General features: G+C 40.1%; 16 protein-coding genes. 3 read left to right on the top strand and 13 right to left on the bottom strand.

The window, feature by feature from the left end:
• Positions 1-24: 24 nt before the first annotated feature.
• The 6 genes from QUE35_RS10680 to QUE35_RS10655 form a co-directional block, all read right to left on the bottom strand.
• The gene (locus QUE35_RS10680) at positions 25-966 is read right to left on the bottom strand and encodes a family 43 glycosylhydrolase (protein WP_432416278.1); all 942 of its coding nucleotides are present in this window, start codon (positions 964-966) and stop codon (positions 25-27) included.
• Positions 967-1,055: 89 nt separating this feature from the next.
• Entirely contained in the window at positions 1,056-3,326 is a 2,271-nt protein-coding gene (locus QUE35_RS10675; RefSeq protein ID WP_022600699.1) for a glycosyl hydrolase family 95 catalytic domain-containing protein, read from the bottom strand.
• Positions 3,327-3,672: 346 nt separating this feature from the next.
• The gene (locus QUE35_RS10670) at positions 3,673-5,712 is read right to left on the bottom strand and encodes a cation:proton antiporter (protein WP_022600698.1); all 2,040 of its coding nucleotides are present in this window, start codon (positions 5,710-5,712) and stop codon (positions 3,673-3,675) included.
• Between the two features lie 81 nt (positions 5,713-5,793).
• Entirely contained in the window at positions 5,794-6,891 is a 1,098-nt protein-coding gene (meaB, locus tag QUE35_RS10665; RefSeq protein WP_009319116.1) for a methylmalonyl Co-A mutase-associated GTPase MeaB, read from the bottom strand.
• Between the two features lie 38 nt (positions 6,892-6,929).
• A complete protein-coding gene (locus QUE35_RS10660) occupies positions 6,930-8,018 on the bottom strand; it encodes a DUF1573 domain-containing protein (protein WP_081705616.1) in 1,089 nt (362 codons plus the stop codon).
• A gap of 15 nt (positions 8,019-8,033) precedes the next feature.
• Positions 8,034-8,420 (bottom strand): DUF1573 domain-containing protein, encoded by a 387-nt coding sequence (locus tag QUE35_RS10655; RefSeq protein ID WP_022600696.1) that lies wholly within the window; start codon positions 8,418-8,420, stop codon positions 8,034-8,036.
• A gap of 223 nt (positions 8,421-8,643) precedes the next feature.
• Here QUE35_RS10655 and QUE35_RS10650 point away from each other — a divergent pair, with 223 nt between their 5' ends.
• Complete coding sequence (locus QUE35_RS10650; RefSeq protein ID WP_022600695.1) at positions 8,644-10,449, top strand: MutS family DNA mismatch repair protein; 1,806 nt, start codon at positions 8,644-8,646, stop codon at positions 10,447-10,449.
• Positions 10,450-10,518: 69 nt separating this feature from the next.
• On the opposite strand, the gene QUE35_RS10645 is transcribed toward QUE35_RS10650, so the two are convergent.
• Positions 10,519-11,019: a GNAT family N-acetyltransferase gene (locus QUE35_RS10645; RefSeq protein ID WP_022600694.1), complete on the bottom strand. Its 501-nt coding sequence runs from the start codon at positions 11,017-11,019 to the stop codon at positions 10,519-10,521.
• A 6-nt stretch (positions 11,020-11,025) separates the two neighbouring features.
• On the bottom strand, positions 11,026-12,387 hold the full coding sequence (hisS, locus tag QUE35_RS10640) for a histidine--tRNA ligase (RefSeq protein ID WP_022600693.1): 1,362 nt from the start codon (positions 12,385-12,387) through the stop codon (positions 11,026-11,028).
• 389 nt (positions 12,388-12,776) lie between these two features.
• On the opposite strand from hisS, the gene QUE35_RS10635 reads away from it, so the two are divergent.
• Positions 12,777-13,649: a nucleoside phosphorylase gene (locus tag QUE35_RS10635; protein WP_022600691.1), complete on the top strand. Its 873-nt coding sequence runs from the start codon at positions 12,777-12,779 to the stop codon at positions 13,647-13,649.
• A gap of 60 nt (positions 13,650-13,709) precedes the next feature.
• On the opposite strand, the gene QUE35_RS10630 is transcribed toward QUE35_RS10635, so the two are convergent.
• Together QUE35_RS10630 and QUE35_RS10625 are read right to left on the bottom strand one after the other, a co-directional pair.
• Positions 13,710-15,281 (bottom strand): Rne/Rng family ribonuclease, encoded by a 1,572-nt coding sequence (locus tag QUE35_RS10630; protein WP_031258368.1) that lies wholly within the window; start codon positions 15,279-15,281, stop codon positions 13,710-13,712.
• A 279-nt stretch (positions 15,282-15,560) separates the two neighbouring features.
• Positions 15,561-15,833 carry an HU family DNA-binding protein gene (locus tag QUE35_RS10625; RefSeq protein ID WP_009319124.1) on the bottom strand — a complete coding sequence of 91 codons (273 nt, stop codon included), beginning with the start codon at positions 15,831-15,833 and terminating at the stop codon, positions 15,561-15,563.
• Positions 15,834-16,320: 487 nt separating this feature from the next.
• Between QUE35_RS10625 and QUE35_RS10620 the strand changes: the two genes are divergently transcribed.
• Positions 16,321-17,607, top strand: coding sequence for a hemolysin family protein (locus tag QUE35_RS10620; protein ID WP_022600688.1), 1,287 nt, complete (start codon positions 16,321-16,323; stop codon positions 17,605-17,607).
• Between the two features lie 18 nt (positions 17,608-17,625).
• Here the strand turns inward: QUE35_RS10620 and QUE35_RS10615 are convergent, their stop codons facing one another.
• From QUE35_RS10615 to truA, 3 genes are all read right to left on the bottom strand, one after another.
• The gene (locus QUE35_RS10615; protein WP_169721119.1) at positions 17,626-18,255 is read right to left on the bottom strand and encodes a DUF3256 family protein; all 630 of its coding nucleotides are present in this window, start codon (positions 18,253-18,255) and stop codon (positions 17,626-17,628) included.
• Between the two features lie 136 nt (positions 18,256-18,391).
• On the bottom strand, positions 18,392-19,294 hold the full coding sequence (locus QUE35_RS10610) for an EamA family transporter (protein WP_022600686.1): 903 nt from the start codon (positions 19,292-19,294) through the stop codon (positions 18,392-18,394).
• 107 nt (positions 19,295-19,401) lie between these two features.
• Positions 19,402-20,160 (bottom strand): tRNA pseudouridine(38-40) synthase TruA, encoded by a 759-nt coding sequence (gene truA / locus QUE35_RS10605; protein ID WP_031258367.1) that lies wholly within the window; start codon positions 20,158-20,160, stop codon positions 19,402-19,404.
• Between the last annotated feature and the right edge of the window lie 24 nt (positions 20,161-20,184).

Here is a 20,184-nt window from a genome sequence, read left to right as displayed (position 1 = left end):
CTCTTTCCGATTCAATACAAAACTTTATTTCTTAATTCCGCCCTTTGTTTGTTTTACCAATTGAATGCTTCCGTCTGGATTATAATATAATTTATCTACACAGATCGAACGCAGATTTCCCCTTCCTGAAATAGAACAATCATGATAAAACAAATACCATTCCCCTTTATATTCCACGATAGATCCGTGACTTGTTCCCGAACCCGTAGCCTCCAAAATCACTCCGCGATAAGTCCATGGTCCTAACGGGCTCGTACTGGTGGCATAATACATTCTGTTGCCATTGGGATGAGGGACATTATCAGAATAAGACAAATAATAAATACCGTTTCTCTTATGTACCCAAGCAGCCTCGTGAAAATCGGAAAGCCCCTCCATCTTACGCGGCTTTTCTGCCAATTCTACCATATTATCTTTCAGTCTGGCGCCGATACATCTTCCGCCACCGCCATAATAAAAATACGCCTGACCATCATCATCCACAAATACACAAGGATCGATCATGGCAAAAGCATCACCGAGTCCCTCGATATATCCCTGTACTTTAAAATCTTTTGCCGGATACTTGCTTGTCGCAATTCCGACTTTCCACGTATTGTTCCAATCCGTACCGCTCGGATGAGGAAAATAAAAATAATAAGTTCCATTCTTATAAGCACAATCGGGAGCCCACATAAAACCGCCCTCAGGACGTCCCCACGGCACTTGACTCGAATTCAAAATCTCCCCGTGATCAGTCCAGTTTACCATATCATCCGTAGAAAACACATGATAACGATCCATCAAGTCACACCCTCGAGGCGGATCTACGTCGTGTGAGGGATATACATACAAACGCCCGTCTTTCCATACATGGGCAGAAGGATCTGCTGTAAATATATGGGTTACAAAAGGGTTAGGGCCCAAAGTCACCGATGCTTTTTTCTTTTTCTTAGCATCCGCTCCGGACACCTCGAAAACCGTCATTCCGGCTACTGCTACCATAAGCAATGAGACAAACAGCAATTTTTTTTTCATATAATCATAATTTTAATGTGAATTAAATAATCTCTTCATCAGTTGTAAAAACCAAAAGGTTTTTTGTTTTCAGTACCGGAAACAGGTCCTATTCTAAAATCTTTAAAAGACGGATCTCCATATAGAACGACCTCTTCTCCGGCTTTCAGGTCCAAGCTAAAAAGAGTATCGGAAATTCGATCGATCTTATATCTCCGCTTCCCTTTTTGATACAGTTCTCCCGAAAAATCACACTCGACCAAACACGGTTCTCCCGCCAAACTGTGAATACGTATCCATGCGACCTTACCGTTTTTACGAACGGCACTCACTTCAAAGGCTCCTTCTGCCAGTAAATTATCAAAGGCGAAGTCCCTCCATATTCCGGGAATCGCCGGAAAAATACGAATTTTACCGTCCCAGCTCTGCAATGCCATATCCAATAAAGCCCGAGCACCTGAAAGAGGTGTCTCTATCACCGGATTCCCGCCCTCCTGATAGCAAGTATTCGGCTGCATCGACTTTTGCATAAATTCCTCCAAATAAGCTAAAGCCTTATCCCCTTCCCCGACAGAAGCATATAAAGAAGCCGCCCCTGTACGCGAATATCCTTCAAGAGCACCTTTTATACTTTGCCAATGGTTTACACTCCTAACGATCATCTCTTTACCTCCCGGTTGGTCTCGGTTTACAAGATATAGCGGATAAGCCATCAACAAATGAGAATAATGTCTGTGCGACATATCATACGGTCGATTCCGACCTATCATCCAACCTTCATCCGGATCGGAAGGGAAATCTGCCAGTCTTGCATAAACATCTTTCCAACGAGAGCGCAAACTATCATTTTTGCCAAGAATAGAATCCGCTTCCAAAAGTGTTTTACACCCCCATTTCAACAACGACAAATCAAAATTGCAATCCGAGGCGCTGCCGTATTCCGGAGAATAAGTAGAAGGCAGATGAAACCGCTTATCATCTTCTTCTTTCAAAAAATGCAGATAATAGTTGACCGAACGTTTCAATATAGGAAACAACTTTTTTAAAATTTCCTTATCCATAGAATAACGATATTCCAGCCATATATTATGACAAACCCATGTCAATAAACCGATCTCCGGACCGTCTTTCGAAGCTCCGGCTTCACGTACCCATCCGACCAAATCAGGAGCTGTAGCCCGTGCTAAAGCAGCAGAATTATATCTATATTTCTTCGGAACATTTAGAATCAAGTTCTTTTCTCCTGCAAAAATCGTATTGGACAAAGAGCGGGAAAGTTCCAAATGATTAGAAGGATAAGTTGTCCAATAAGAAAGCTGCACATTCAAATTCCACCATGCAGCAGGCCATTGCGTCAAAGCCATCCAAGGTCCTGTATTATCGATAATCCCCCGATCCGCACGGGTAGCCGATCCCAATTTATATAATTGTATCCAATAAAAATTCTCGATTCTCTTATCCGGTAAAGAAACAAAACTTTTCTGATAAAAGTTATTCCACCACTCCCGATGCGTTTTTTTCAACTTCGAATATGATGGTTTCAAGATTCGGTCAAGGTATTCTCGAGACAATTGCAAAGCATTATGATTAGGATAAGAATGGGCGCAAGTCACATATAGACTCCGGGCACTGCCTTTTCCCGAAATATGCCAACGGACAGCAGTCTGCCCGCCATTCAAATAAGTAAACAATGCCGTCCGGTTTTCTTCATCTACAACAGCCGGAGCATTTTCTTTATATTCCCGTACCACCTTTGAAGTATTCCCGCTTGCTTTAAACTTATCATACCGAGGAGAATTCGGAGAATCCGAGACCCATTGCCATGTAAACCCGTTTTCTCCGGACGACGCATCAGTCTTTACGATAATCCCCATATCAAGCGAATGCACAAAAACTTCAAATCGTATCGAGCCTTTATCCGTTATAATTGTCCCTGACGTCTCCGCATTATAAATATCTGTACGCATGTCACACTTCAGAATGCGACCGCACGGCTTCATCAAAAAATGTCCGATCATAAGACGGGAACGATTGAACAATATATTCCCGTCTCCTGTCTCAGGTACGGCACGATGATCGTGAACATCGCTCCGGCACACCTCAAAACGCATCGAATTACAATCTTCCTCATACACGATATACGTGCCTAACATTCCATTCCCCATAAAAGGAGACTGCCAGAGTTTCTCCGGTAAACGATTCCAAAGCAAGTCATATTTTGCCAGATAATTTTTCCAATCCAGATGTAGAAGCGTGGAACTCGCAAAAAGACATTTCGGGAATAAAAACGCAATGAATAATAGAGAGAAAAAACGTAATTTTAAATTCATAATCGTATATGTGTGTGTTCATCATTCCGGTACGAAACGAGTACAAAAAAAGAACGCAACAATTAAAATCCCGATTAAAAAAAACTTAGCAGGAAAAGATTTTATATATATATCCTGCTATTTAATCTATTTTAAGAATCTGAAAATATTCTACCTCGATTTCTTCCCGAAAAAATTATCTGTATCGACAATTAGCAGACCGCCATTTCAAGAAAACAAATAAAATTCATAAAAGAGTAGAATCTTAGACGGTAGGCATTAAGAATACACGATAAAAACTGACCGGAAGAAAACGCAAAGAAGACCTGACAATATTTTTTTGTCGGAAAATTTAGACGACTGGCTCTTATTGCTGTTCCCCATTCTGTTCAGGGAAAAGCAGTACGACACTATTATTGTTAAAATATCGGGATATTTGTCCCGGGAGCTTTTCAAAAGAAGAGTCGTAGGAAATCGCTCCCCGCCGTGCCGAAACAATCACCAACAAACATTCATAATTCATTTGCCCGGTCAGTATCAGCAAATCTTCCCAACTGACAAGGTCGGTATAAACAACATTTATATCTTTATGTTTCTTTCGAATATATTTACGAATATATCCCGATGTTTGCGGATGTGCATAAAAATGAATCTGACAATCTAAATGCTTACTCATACGACACAAATGGGAAATCCACTTAACAAACCCACATTCAAATTCCGCCTTCGGAGGAACAGCAACAATAATACATTGCAAAGAAGTGACCGGAATATGAAAACGAGCTATCATAACTTGCATACACGTTTTTTTCAACAGATTTTCAGACAATGTCCCCAGAAACGAATCGACAATACTCTTCCTATGATGCAATCCGATAACAATGTCCGTTACATCATGCTCTTTTGCCGTATGAAAAATACCGGTCGCAATATTCAGGTCAAAACGCATTACGGTTTTCGGCTCTACATCCACTTCTGTCATTATTTGAGCGGCCCTTTCCAGAGAATGTTTCCCTTGAAGTTCTTGTTTCAATGAATCGTTATCGTCATTTATAACATTAAGAGCAACAAGACTGTCTTTATCTTTTTTATCCCTTAACAACAAAGAAAAACCGACAAGCTGTTCCAAAGTTCTGGGATTAGCCAGAGGAATCAAAAATTTCTCTTTTTTCTGTATTTTTTCACTGACCACTTCAACGGCACGATCCATCACAATACGTTTCGCAGCATATTCGGTAATAAACGAACTTACTACACATGTTACAAGAATCAATAAAATCGTACCATTCAGAACATCTTCATTCAGCAAACGCTGTCCATCAGGAAGAATAATATTATACCCTACCAATACGGCAGCTAATGTTGCGGCAGCTTGCGCATTACTCAATCCGAACATCAACTCCCGCTCGACAGCCCGCATTTTATATATCTTCTGAGTCAACCAAGAAGCAATCCATTTTCCCGAAAGAGCTACGACAATCATTACAAAAGCTACTTTAAGTGAATCAAAATGTCCGAACAACACTTTAATATTAATCAACATTCCTACTCCAATCAGAAAATAAGGAATGAACAAAGCATTTCCGACAAACTCCAAGTGACTCATCAAAGGAGAAACATGAGGTATCAACTTATTTAAGACCAATCCGACAAGGAATGCGCCGAGAATCCCTTCCATTCCGATAAGCTCCATCAATCCTGCGCCCAAAAACACAAGAGCCATGACAAAGATATATTGCACAATGTTATCATTATAGCGATGGAAAAACCATCGACAAATGCGAGGGAAAAGATACATGATAACCAAACTCAATACAACCACCTTCACAAGCAGCCATACCCAAAACAGATCAGATGCTTCTTCCTTATATAAACCGCTTATTACCGCCAATACCAACAATGTCAACGTATCGGTGACGGCAGTTCCCCCCACGGCAATGCCGACAGAGCGCTGGCTATTGATGCCATATCTGAGAACTATCGGATAAGATATCAAGGTGTGCGAAGCATACATACTGGCAAGTAGCACAGAGGTCACGAGGCTATATTCAAGCAAATGCATATTAGTCCAAATCCCTATACCCAGAGGAAATATAAAAGCAAGAAGCCCCAATACCGTAGCCTTAACTCGGATACTTTTAAAATCCTCCATATTCATTTCCAGACCTGCCAGAAACATTATATAGTACAGCCCCACTTTCCCGAACAAATCAAAACTGCTATCTTGTTTCAAAATATTGAAACCATGCTGTCCTACAAGGACTCCTGCCAAAATCAGCCCGACAATATGAGGAATATGCAAACGCTCCAATATCACCGGAGCGAAAAGAATGATGACAAGTACGAGAAAGAATATTAAAGTCGGATCGGTAACAGGTAACTGTAAACTAAATTCTGAAAACTGCATACTTTTAAACGGATTGCGAATCGATTTTGTAAATAACTACCCGACAGATTATTATACACCGGAACTATACTCTCCCCAATATCAAAGAATTTTACCGAAATAAAAATCCAACACCTCTTTAGCTGCAGTAAAAGGACTTTGTATCGAATGCAAAACTCTATTTTCTTTTTCTTGGAGCAACGATACTATTTCAGAATTTTGATAAAAATGAGATTTCAACTGATCATTTATGGTTTCCAGCATCCAATATTTTGCCTGTTCTTGACGTTTATGCTCAAAATAACCGTTCTTCTTAACAAAAGCGATATATTCATCAATCATATTCCACACTTCTCCGATACCGATCTCATAGTACCCGGAATAAGTCAGCACTTGCGGTATCCAACCGGACGGAGTCGGTGGAAAAAGATGCAACGCATTGCGAAAATGTGCTTGTGCAAGTTTCGCCTTTTCGATATTACTGCCGTCTGCTTTGTTAATCACGATTCCATCAGCCATCTCCATAATTCCCCGCTTAATTCCCTGTAACTCGTCACCTGTTCCGGCCAACTGTATTAAAAGAAAAAAATCGACCATAGAATGCACCGCTGTTTCAGACTGCCCGACTCCGACAGTTTCCACAAATATATTATCGAATCCGGCAGCCTCACATAAAACGATCGTTTCACGGGTTTTACGAGCTACACCTCCCAAAGATCCGGCAGAAGGTGAAGGCCTTATAAAGGCATTATCTGCAACAGAAAGTTTTTCCATCCGGGTTTTATCTCCCAAAATACTTCCTTTTGAAAGCTCGCTACTCGGGTCTATCGCCAACACGGCAAGTTTACCTCCTTTTTTAAGGACATGAAGTCCGAACGCATCGATCGATGTACTTTTACCCGATCCGGGAACACCGGTGATGCCTACTCGTACCGAGCTCCCTGCATAAGGCAGACATTTCTCGATTACTTCTTGCGCAAGTATCTGATGATCGGGCAAATTACTTTCTACCAACGTAACAGCCTGACTCAACACCGTAATATCACCCTTTAAAATATGCTCGGTATATTCGGCTGCCGTATATTGCCGCCTGCGAACCTTTCTGATTTTATTTAAATACGGATTTACGGCAGGAGGTTGCGCTACACCCTTATTAACCGCTAATCCCTCATATTTATTATCGTTCTCGATGTGTTCCATAGTAATAATTCTCCAATAAAATAAAATAATATAATATATTATTCAAATGTCGCAACAACAGGCAATGATATCGTAGGCCTTGCAGGGTCGTTAGTAATAATGAAAATGCGATGGTTCAATAAGCGGCTGCGAGATTTCGAAGGCCTCACCATTATTTTCATATCTATCGATTTTCCTGACTGTATACTCATCTGCGGGAGAGATACCGAAACAACTTGCGATTCGTTATTGACCTTGCGGATCTGGAGATTAGAAACGCCTGTATTAGTCAAACTCACCGATTTAGAAACTGCAGTATTTCCTTTTATAGTTCCGAAATCCACTAAATCGTTACCAATTTCAAGATGAGGAGCTTTTGCAATTTGGTCGGGAGTCATTCCCGAATAATCTTCCTGAATATCTGCAGAAACAGTTATTTTATTTTGAGGCTGCGGTTTATCGGAAGAAGGCAGTTTTACCCAAAACTCATCCCGGCGGATTCCCCAATCCTTAGCCCTGTCGGCATGATAAGTTATCAATATCCGGCCTTTTTCTCCCGGAGACAAAGTCTCAGGCAATACCGAAACGTCCAAATGGCGAGGAACTTTGTCAAATTCTAATGTGAGAGGCGTCTTTCCGTTGTTTATAATATCGATCTTCTCTACTTTGGTTTTATTGGTATATACTTCAAAAAAGGGAACATGTACGGCTTTCAGCCCCAAAGTCCCCATCGTATATCCGTAAGCCGGAGCGACACTACGTTGAACCGGAATCACACTCCCCTTAATTATCAAAGTCGTACGTTCCGGATCGGTATTGGCATACACCGAAATATTCTTCTCAAAACTGCCGGGACGTCCTACTGCATTATAAGTCACTTTTATTTGCCCGCTGTCTCCCGGAGCTACCGGCTGCATCGGAAATTCAGGACGAGTACACCCGCACGATGCCGTTGCACGAGTTATAATCAATGGCGCATCCCCCGTATTCACAAACGAAAAAACACAACTTACACTCCCCAGTTTTTCAGAAAAAGAACCGAAATTATGCGTTGTCTCCAAAAAAGATATTTTAGCCGTCTTTTGTGCATAAACTCCGGAAACGAACAGAACTGCAAATAGCAATAAGGTAGTACTCCGTCTTATCATAAAATTCGTTTTTTTTTAAGGTTTTGGGATCACTGTTCCTGTAATTAACAATACCACCCGTTCCGGCTCTCCATTGGTATATACATAAATATTTTTCGAGAAACTGCCGGGACGGCCTTTCGGCTGATAAGTCACTTTGATCTGACCTTCTTTACCGGGGGCAACCGGCTTTACCGGATATTCGGGCTTGGTACACCCGCAATTTGCCGAAGCACGGGTAATAATCAACGGGGCATTTCCTTTATTGATAAATGTAAATACATGGGACACATCACCATTTTCCTCAGCTATCTCGTGAAAATCATACTTTGTCTGCTTAAATTCTATTTCAGCTTTTTTTTGAGCCAAAAGGACAGATGTTGCACACAACAACAAAATCATCAAACAATAAATACGCTTCATAATCGTTTTTAATTACATTAGACAATCACAAAAATACAATTTTATGTTTTAAAGACTCTCCTCTTTGCAAAGTTTATCATAAATAAACCGAAAAAGGGAAGCCTCATATATGCCGGTCTGAATCTTAGGACAAAAAATTATATATTTAAACTCTTTTGATTTTGTGTAAAATGCAGACAGATGCTAACAAATTGGTATCTTTACCGACAAAATAAACAACAGTATGACCGATAATTCAGTTCACTATTATAACCATTTGCTCGAAATAACGCAGCAAGCCCTTGTTCGTATTCGAAAAAAAATCTACAGCATCGGAACTTTACGTCTATGCTGGGTTATTCTGACTTTAACCGTTCTTTATTTCTTATGGGGATACAATACCGGAATTATTATCGGTGTGATTATTGTCGGTATAGCTTGTTTTTTAGGAATGATGCGTATCCATGATCGTTTTTTTGCCCGAAAAAGTTTTTTGGAAGCAAAGATTTCCATTTGCAAAAAAGAGCTGCAACTGAAAAGATACGATTTTGAAGGAATCGATACCGGAAAAGAATATATAGATCCGACACATGACTTTTCGAACGATTTGGATATTTTCGGAAAAAAATCTCTTTTCGCCTATCTGAACCGAAGTGCATCTATCATCGGACAGCAAAAACTAGTCGAATGGATAACCCATCCGCTAACCGATCCCGATAAAATACGCAACAGGCAACAGGCGGTCGAAGAACTTTCTCTATTGACTGAGCTCCGAATCGACTTCTTGGCAAACGGAATGACCTCCCGGGAAAGTAAAACAGATGCACAGATCATTTCAGAATTATCGAACGATTCACCGATTTATGTTTCTAAATGGCTACACATAATCTTGTCTTTTATCCCTTGGATTTTCGGAATTCTAATCCTGATGTGGATCTTCGGTGTCGGGACGGGAAACTATATTCTTTTCCTATTTTTAACATGTTTCTGCTATGCGACAATCCTTTCCGGACGAGTAAGCCGTACACAAAACAAACTGAACGAAGGGCTGAAATCTTTAAATACTTACGCCGGACTTATCGAACAACTCGAAAAATCGGAATTCTCGAGTTCGCTACTTCAGAACATCCGTACAGATTTGCACACAGAGGGAATTCCCGTATCATCCCGCATAAAACAATTAGGAAAATATCTGCGTAACCTCGATCAAAGATACAATGCCATAGGATTTGCAATATTAAACGGATTTTTCCTCTGGGATTTCAAACAGTTGGCAGCAATAGAAAAATGGATACGCAACAACGGGAAATTTCTACCCGGATGGATAGAAACTATTGCCCGTTTCGATGCTCTCTGCTCTCTCGCCACATTCCGGTTCAATCATCCTGAATATATATTTCCCGTATTGAACGACAACGATAATCCGGTAATGAAAGCAACGGAATTAGGACATCCGCTGATAGAACCCGAACGATGTGTTTGCAATCCTGTAGAGATGCTGCAACGCCCTTCCTTCCTCGTAATAACAGGAGCTAATATGGCAGGGAAAAGCACTTATTTGAGAACGATCGGAATCAATCATCTTTTGGCATGTATCGGTGCACCGGTCTGTGCAAAAGAAATGCAACTGTCTCCATGCAAATTATTTACAAGTTTACGGACAACAGACTCCCTGAGCGATCAGGAATCCTACTTTTTCGCTGAATTGAAACGGTTGAAACAAATTATAGACAGACTTGAATCGGGAGAAAAACTGTTCATCATCTTAGATGAAATATTAAAGGGAACAAATTCCACAGATAAGCAAAAAGGCTCTTTGGCTTTGGTTCAAAAACTGGTAAAACTCAATGCTGCCGGAGTTATTGCAACTCATGATCTGCTATTAGGAAGTTTAGCCGAAAAATGGCCGGACACTATCGAAAATTTCAGATTCGAAGCAGATATAAACGACAACGAGTTATCCTTTTCTTATAAATTGCAACCGGGAGTCGCACAAAATATGAATGCCTGTTTTTTAATGGAAAAAATGGGAATTATCCCCAAAGAATAGAAACTTACTTAAGAATCTGTCTAAAATTTTCCAATAAACCTGAGCTCGATATAATCTATTTTTTAAATATCAAGACAATTTAATAGCCATTATATAATCATTCATATAATAACCGTTCCCTATCGGAAAGTCCCCGCTACGGGCAACGGAAAATCCCATGTGCTCATAAAAAGACTTGGCTTTATTATTCCGGTTTACATTCAACTCTACCGTACTACATTCTCCGGGACAAAGAGATTTTACATAATCAAATACCAACTGCACGAGATACTGCCCCACATGTTTCCCCTGAAAATCGGGAAGAACATATATTTTCTGCAAATGAAACAACGCATCTCCCTGCCGCTCGACCGAGACGTAACCGCAAGGCAAATCTCCTTCATAAGCGATGAAGAAAACATGACCGTCCTCAATCTGTTGCTGAAGACTATCAACAGAATACATCCAGTCAAACATCCAGTTAAGCTGATCGGCAGAAAGAATTTCTTTATAAGTAGGCAAAAATGATCTTTCCGCCAAATTCCTGATTAGAGGAATATCTTCTATTCCGGCTTTTCTCGAACGTATCATAATAGTTTATTTCAAAAAATCCGCTAATTCACTTACGGTCAACATTTGCTGTTCCCCGGTAGTCATATTTTTTACCGTAATTTTACCGGCTGCTATTTCGTTTTCCCCGACAAGAGCCACGTACGGAATCTTCTTTGAATCGGCATATCCCATCTGCTTTTTCATTTTGGCCGCCTCCGGATAAATCTCCGTACGAATACCGCAACGACGCAACCGGAATGCATGTTCCATACAAATCGACTGTTCTTTTTCTCCGAAATTGACAAACATTATTTGCGTTGCAGACAAAGAATCTTTCGGATATAGGTCGAGCTGATTCAATACGTCAAAAATACGATCTGCACCGAAAGATATGCCTACACCCGAAACACCCGGCATCCCGAATACCCCGGTCAGATTATCATATCGCCCGCCTCCGGTAATACTTCCTATCTGAACATCAAGAGCTTTTACTTCCACAATAGCCCCGGTATAATAATTCAAACCTCTTGCCAAAGTAAGATCGATTTCCAAAGCAGAACGCAAAGGAGACGGTTCCAAATGATCCAGAATATACTCCAATTCCGAAACACCCTTCAAACCGGTATCCGAATCGACAAGAACATTTTTCAAAGTAGCCAGTTTCTCACGATTCGATCCCTCCAGCAAGATAATAGGTTGCAACATGGCCACCGCCTTTTCCGATATACCTTTTTCCCTCAACTCTTCGTTGACCTTCTCCAAACCGATTTTGTCGAGTTTATCGATTGCAACGGTTATATCGACAATCTTTTCAGGTTCTCCGATGACTTCAGCAATACCGCTCAATATCTTGCGATTATTTAACTTGATGGCGACACGTATTCCGAAGCGGGAATATACCTCATCCATCAATTGCAACAATTCTACCTCGTTCAACAACGAATCAGAACCGACAACATCGGCATCGCACTGATAAAATTCACGATAACGGCCTTTTTGCGGTCGGTCGGCACGCCAAACCGGTTGTATCTGATACCTCTTAAAAGGGAAACCGATTTCATTCCTATGCATGACGACAAAACGGGCAAAAGGAACGGTAAGATCATAACGCAATCCTTTCTCGCACAACATGGAGGCAAGTTTGTTCGTATTACGAGCAGACAACTCCTCATCCGTCACTCCTGAAAGAAAGTCTCCGGAATTCAGCACTTTGAACAACAGCTTGTCGCCTTCTTCTCCATACTTTCCCATCAAAGTAGAAAGATTCTCCATCGCGGGAGTTTCGATCTGTTGAAATCCGAATAAATGGAAAACTTCGCTGATCGTATCGAATATATAATTCCGTTTCGCCATCTCTTCCGGAGAAAAATCCCGGGTTCCTTTAGGTATTGCAGGTTTTGTTGCCATATTTTTATTTTGAAATCTCCCAATAGGGATATTTTACATAACTAAAACAATCAAAAATATTTTTATATATGATTGCAAATATACGACTTTTTTATTTTCACGATATAGGGACATATAGATAAACTTTTTAACCTTCGGGACTTCCCGTTCCAAAATCTGCTTGAATCTTGCACAGACATTCTTGAAAGTCGTCTTCGCAGATGTTTTTCCTTTCCGATAAAGAATAAACAGCCTACCTGATGTATAAAAGACGGTAGAACAGAGCGGAAGAAAACACAAAGACTCCCCGATAGTATTTTTTATTGGAAAATTTATACATATTCTCAACCGGGCTCTTAAAAATAATGCTTATATTCGTATTTTAAGTTATAAACATAAAACCGAAAGCTATGAAACATTTTCCGGAATCAGAACTAATTATCAACCAAGACGGAAGTGCTTTTCACTTGCACGTACGTCCCGAACAATTATCGGATAAAATCATTCTGGTAGGCGATCCCGGCCGAGTAGATCTTGTAGCGTCATTTTTCGACACAAAAGAATGTGATATAAGCAGTCGTGAATTCCATACCATAACAGGTACTTATAAAGGGAAACGCATCACCGTCGTTTCTCATGGAATAGGAACAGACAATATCGACATTGTTGTAAACGAGCTGGATGCTCTTGCCAACATCGATTTTGAAACCCGGAACGAAAAGCCTGAATTCAGGCAACTGACAATGGTGCGTATCGGAACTTCGGGAGGTTTGCAACCACATGTCCCCATAGGAACATTCGTCATATCAGAAAAATCGATCGGTTTTGACGGAGTATTGAATTTTTATGCCGGGCGCAATGAAGTTTGCGATCTCGAATTCGAAAAGGCTTTCTGCGATTTTGTCGAATGGAACTCTCTTTGGGCCGCTCCTTATGTAATCGATGCAGACAAAGAACTGGTAGAGCAAATTGGGAAAGGCGAGATGGTAAAAGGTGTAACGATTTCTGCAAACGGATTTTACGGACCTCAAGGACGGGAACTGAGGGTTCCTCTGGCAGACAAGAACCTGAATAAAAAAATAGAAGCGTTCAAGTATAAAGACGGACATGTGATCACTAATTACGAGATGGAAAGCTCTGCTCTTGCCGGGCTATCCAAGCTTATGGGACATAAAGCCATGACCGTATGCACGATTATCGCCAATCGCGTAGCTCACCATGCCAATAGCAATTATAAAAATTCGATCAAAGATCTTATCGAAATAGTTTTGGATCGTATATAACAAGACGGACTCTTTTCCAAAGAAAAGAGTCCGTTATTTTTTCTTCGAAGAGAAATTTCATCATTTAATCTCGATCTCTTCCTTTAAATCTATCTCACTGTTATTCCCATCATAAAATTTATACTCCAGAAACGCGAGAGATTGATTCGGTATCAACTTGAAGCGGAATGCATATTTGCATCTCCATTGCCATTTCAGGGAAAAAAATCCCTTATTAATAAACGCCGCAATAAAAGGATGTACATGTAAAGAGAACTTCTTTACTTTGAGCTTATGTACTAAATAAGATATCTTATCTTCAAGACGGTCGGTAAAAAGGATTGAAGGGCGAATCGTACCCTTCCCATAACAAGTAGGACAATCTTCACTGGTATTTATATCCAATGCCGGACGTACCCTTTGACGGGTAATCTGCATTAATCCGAATTTACTTAACGGCAAAATGTTATGTCTGGCTCTGTCCTGTGCCATTAATTCTTTCATCCGGTCATACAACTTCTGACGATTATCAGGCTCCATCATATCGATATAATCGATAACGATAATCCCCCCCATATCTCTCAGTCGCAATTGACGGGCAATCTCCTCTGCAGCGGCAAGATTCACATCCAATGCGTTACTTTCCTGGCCGGCGGTCGATTTTGACCGATTACCGCTATTCACATCGATGACATGCAATGCCTCGGTATGTTCTATAATCAGGTATGCCCCGTTCTTAAACGAAACCGTTTTTCCAAATGAAGATTTTATCTGTTTGGTAATAGCAAAGTTATCAAAAATAGGGAGATCCCCCTTATACAGTTTGACAATATCCTTCCGTTCGGGAGCAATCAAGCTCACATAATTATAGATCTGCTGATAGGCATCCTCATCATTAACATATATATTTTCAAATGACGGACTGAAAATGTCCCTCAAAACGCCCACCGTACGACCGGTTTCTTCAAAAATAAGAGAAGGAGTTTTAGCCTTTTGCAATTTTACCAGACAATCTTCCCAACATTTGACCAAAGTCTTTAACTCATTGTCCAGCTCGGCAACTCGTTTATTTTCTGCAACAGTACGCACGATTACTCCAAAATTCTTTGGCTTAATACTCTGTATCAACTGTTTCAGACGCGCTTTTTCCTCGTTAGACTTTATTTTCTGAGAAATCGAGACCTTATCGGAAAAAGGCAGCAACACCAGAAAACGACCTGCAAAAGAAATTTCCGCAGTCAACCGAGGGCCTTTGGACGAAATCGGTTCTTTAGATATTTGCACCAAGATTTCTTGTCCCACTTTAAGCGTTTCGCTTACCGTACCCTCTTTATCGATCTCCGGCAACATGTTAAATTTAGAGATCGACAAAACCCGCTTACGATCCGAAAGCGACTGCTTAATAAACTTCTCGCATGAGTTAAATTGAGAACCTAAGTCCAGATAATGAAGAAAAGCATCTTTTTCATAACCTACATCCACAAACGCGGCATTTAGTCCAGGCATCAGCTTCTTCACCCTTCCCAAATAAATATCGCCTACCGAAAACGATATATTCCGGGCTTCTTTCTGCAACTCTACAAGACGTTTGTCATCGAGCAAAGCGATCGAAACCTCCTTGGGTTGGACATCAACTACTAATTCAGTGGACACATCAATACGTTTTAGGTTATTGTTAAATGCTAAATACAAATAATACGACTTGTTAAAACAGAGGACTATAAAGAACAAAGAACAAACTTTTGAATGTTCTTCCATAAGTTTGCTCTTTGGGTTCTCTGTTTTTTTATGAAAAGACAGACATTATTTTTTCTTCTTATGTCTATTTTTTCTCAGTCTTTTTTTGCGCTTATGCGTGGACATCTTGTGTCCTTTTCTTTTTTTTCCGCTTGGCATGATCTTATGCGTTTAAATAATTAATACTATAATAAATTACTTCACTTCTCCCATGAAAGTTTTAGCAGGTTTAAATGCCGGGATATTGTGTTCCGGAATAATAATCGTCGTATTTTTAGAGATATTTCTTGCAGTTTTCTGAGCTCTTTTTTTCACAATGAAGCTTCCGAATCCTCTCAGATACACATTATCACCTTTTGCCAACGAGCTTTTTACCGAATCCATGAATTGTTCTACTGTTGCCAGAACGAGCGCTTTTTCAATTCCTGTGTTTTTTGAAATCTCGTTTACAATGTCTGCCTTAGTCATTTTTCTACGATTTTTTTATTATGATTATATAATTCTTTGTTTATAATTTTTTGGCTTGCAAATATATAGCTTTTTCTTTTCACAAGAAAAGGAAACTCCCATATTTTTACAAAAACCATTATTTCTCCATGTTCCGAACAGAACGTGACTGCAAATATCGTAATAATTTTTCAAACAAACACCCTTATATACAATAATTAAAGAATATTTCACCCTTGGAGACTGTCTAAATTTTACTCGGACCAGATTTGAGAAATTTTTTCGAGATTGTTTTTCTGTTTTTATAAAAAATAACGGACTATCCTCCTCATAAAACAGGAGAAAGACTGGAAAAAAATGCAAAAACGACCAGATAACATACCCTAATCGAGAAATTCAAACAACAGGCTTTAAACAGACCTATTAAAATAAAGTTTGCAAATTATCTTTCTGAAATTATGAGTTTTTTTATGAATTGCATTATCTTCGGGAAATTAAAGATTAATTTATGGAAATTATCATTATTCTTATTCTTATCATTTTAAACGGAACTTTATCTATGTCGGAAATCGCCCTCGTATCGGCAAGGAAATCCCGACTTGAGGCTGACGCCAAACGGGGTAGCAAAACTGCCCGTACTGCATTAAAATTGGCTAACGAGCCTGACAGATTCCTTTCTACCATTCAAATCGGGATCACTCTCATCGGAATTCTTACAGGTCTTTATTCCGGAGAATCTTTTGCCGGGAACTTTGCCGTAATAATCGCTCAAATAGAGCCGTTAGCTCCATACTCATTAGCCATAGCCAAAATAATAATCGTTACGATCGTCACCTATCTGACTTTAATCATCGGGGAACTTGTCCCCAAACGAATCGGTATGGCAGCAGCCGAACGTGTTGCCCGCATCGTATCCAAGCCGATGTATTTTATATCGAAAATTGCAGCTCCGTTCGTAATATTATTAACAAAAAGTACAGCCTTAGTTTTGAAATTATTAGGCATAAATCCCAATGAAGAAGGGAAAGTCACCGAAGATGAGATTAAAGCGATTATCAGAGAAGGGACTGAAGACGGTGAGGTACAAGAAGTAGAACAAGATATCGTCGAACGGGTCTTTAATTTGGGAGACAGAAATGTCGGCTCTATCATGACTCACCGAAATGAACTCACATGGATAGACATTTCTACCGATAAAGAAACTTTGAAAAAAGAGATAAGCCAAAATTTTTATCATGTATATCCTGTATCCGACGGAAAGCTTGATCATGTCGTAGGTATACTTCAATCAAAGGACTTGTTTGGAAAAATAGACTCTCCCGATTTTTCAATTTGGCAGCATATTATCCCGCCGCATTATATTCCCGAAACGATGAGCGTATATAATGCACTGGAAAAAATGAAAAAAGAAAGGATAAAGTACGGTCTGGTAACAGATGAGTTCGGAAGCATTCAAGGAATCGTCACTTCGGGAGATATTATGGAGGCCTTGCTCGGCGCACTTCCCGAATTGGGAGAAGAACCGGATATCGTTGTCAGAGAAGACGGGTCATGTCTCGTAGACGGACAATGTTCTTTCTATGACTTTTTGGCACACTTCGATCTGGAGGGTCTATATAATGAATATAATTATAATACGTTAAGCGGGCTTATCTTAGGGGTATTGGAACATATTCCCACTACAGGAGAAAAATTCCAATGGCAAGGATTCGAATTCGAAATTGTCGATATGGACTCAGCCCGTATCGATAAAGTTCTGGCTACCCGGATAAACGATCACGAAGAAGACGAATAAAAAACACGTTTAAGACGATCAATTTTTTAATTCATATCGTTTTCCGTTCCAATAATATTGTAACGCCTCTTTTTTCAAAAAAGGGGCGATTTGTTTATAAATCTCATCCGGAAGATAATCTTTTATCGTACAATCAACCGTCAATACATCATTATCCGGAGAAAAACGATATTCGGCAAGCATCATATCTACCATTCCCAAAGCTTCATCTCTGCCGGAAACTTCTTGAGCGACAAAAAAATCGGCATTGACGGGAAGCTGTAGAAAATCTTTCGTGTCGAGAAGCTGCCACTGTTCATCATAAAAGCTTATCCGACTATCGCATGCGGGAGCACACACCGTACGAACTACCGCAATAATATCCGCCGTATCTTTAGACAAAACACATATCTCCATTTTAGAGACATCAGAAAGAGATACAGACATATATTTATCCGACATCGCCGTGATCTCGGAATTTCCGCCCAAAGCATTCGTAATGCCTCCTTTCTGTCCGTGTTGAAAAAAATCTATCATATCCTTACGGCGGTTCGGCTCTATCTGAAGCAACAATTCTTCCGGCATAGAGACAAAATAAGCGGCGACTTGTTGGGCTTTCAGCCCCGATATACATAATAGAAAACAAAAAGCAAGAATAACTCTGTTCATAACATCTTTCTTTGAAAAACAAAGATAAACAATAAAAACGAGAAGACGGTAAAACGGAAAAAGAATAAAGACATAACTCTTGTTCAAATCTTGTCCGACAGCCATCTGCCGTGATCGAAAACGAGTAACAAGATGTTTACCGGCTTCCCAAATAGAGAAAATACATACCGATCAATACCAATATCAAATCGATAGCTTTATCCTTGATATTCTTCTCCCGGAAAAAGAATACGCCGAAGACAAAACTGACTACGACTCCGCTACGTCTCGCCATAGAGACTATAGAAATCATGGAATCGGGAAAACTCAGCGCATAGAAATAAACAAAATCTGCGACAACAAGAAACAGGGAAATAAGAAAAATACTGTTCCGCCACCGAAACGGCGTAGTCTTTTTTCGATGAGGATACCACAAGAACAGTAAAATAAAAAACATGATCACCATTTGATAATAGGTGTACCACACTTGAACAGTCATACGGTCAAAACCGTTTGACATCAGATATTTATCATACAACCCGCTCATCGATCCCGTTATAGTCGCCAGAACAATAAACCATATCCAACGATTATGAACGAAACTGATTCCTTCCTTTTTCCCGGCAGACGACAACATAAAGAAAGAGACAATGGCGATCGTAACCCCGATCCACTGATACAAATTCAACCGTTCTCCAAAAACCAATAAAGCGCCCAACAATGTAAGAACCGGCTGGGATGCTTTGATCGTTGCTGCAATCGTAATAGGCAAATGCTTCATCGCATAATATGCAAAAATCCACGAAGCCAATACGATTACGGCTTTTAATATTATAAAAAGATGCGTTTCAAAAGAAACTTTGGGAACATATACAAGGGTATCCTGCATCATTTCCGGACAGAAACGAGATAATAAAATAACAGGAAGAAACAACAAACTACAAAATACCGTATTCAGAAAAAGTACGGGAATCACAGCGTTTCCTTCCAACGCCATCTTTTTAAAAACTTCATACATCCCCAAAAGGGTTGCCGAAATAAAAGCAAATGTAAGCCACATATCGATTAATCATTCAAAAGCATAACGTCTCTGCGATCACAAATTTTCTCAAAAAACATTCTCGAAAGAAAATCACAAACCTGACCCGAACAAGACTTAAACAGGCGCTAAAATTGCACATCGAATATTTCTTCAGGATATTCTATATTCACAAGAAAGAGAGCATTCCCGGGAGCTGAAGTTCCGGCTTTGCAACGATTCTTATCTTCTATAACCCGACAAAAATCCCCGACCGAAAGTCGCCCTCTTCCCACATCATAAAGAGTGCCGACAATCGCTCTCACCATATTTCGTAAAAAACGGTCTGCCTTAATTTCAAACACCCACAAATCGTTTTCTTTTTTCCAACAAGCCTTCATAATACGGCAATTATTGGTCTTCACATCGGTATGCAACTTACTGAAACTTGTAAAATCGGTATAACGGAACAAACAAGAGGCTGCCTCATTCATCTTTTCGAAGTCGAGATTTCCATGATAACGCCAAGCATACATCCCGAAAAACGGATCTTTACGGTCGATCAGATAATAACGGTAAGTGCGGGACAAGGCATCGAACCGACTATGAGCATCCGCCCGTACCGGAACGATTTTATAGACAGAAATATCAGAAGGCAATACCCGGTTCAACTTCTCTACTAACCCTTGAAGATCCTGAAGCACATCTTCCGTATCAAAATGTGCGACCATCAAACGGGCATGTACTCCGGCATCCGTTCTTCCCGCCCCGACAATCGTCGTCTCTCTCCGTAATAATAAAGTCAAAGCTTCCTCTATACGCTCCTGTACTGTCACACCATTAGGTTGTACCTGCCAACCGTGATATCGAGTACCGTTATAAGCCAAATACAAAAAATAACGTTGCACTGTAACCTCTCCTTTGATCTGTAC

This window comes from Coprobacter fastidiosus, assembly GCF_030296935.1.
In the GTDB taxonomy this organism is placed as follows: domain Bacteria; phylum Bacteroidota; class Bacteroidia; order Bacteroidales; family Coprobacteraceae; genus Coprobacter; species Coprobacter fastidiosus.
Note: the sequence above shows the minus strand (reverse complement) of the source record. Positions and strands in the feature narration are given on the sequence as shown.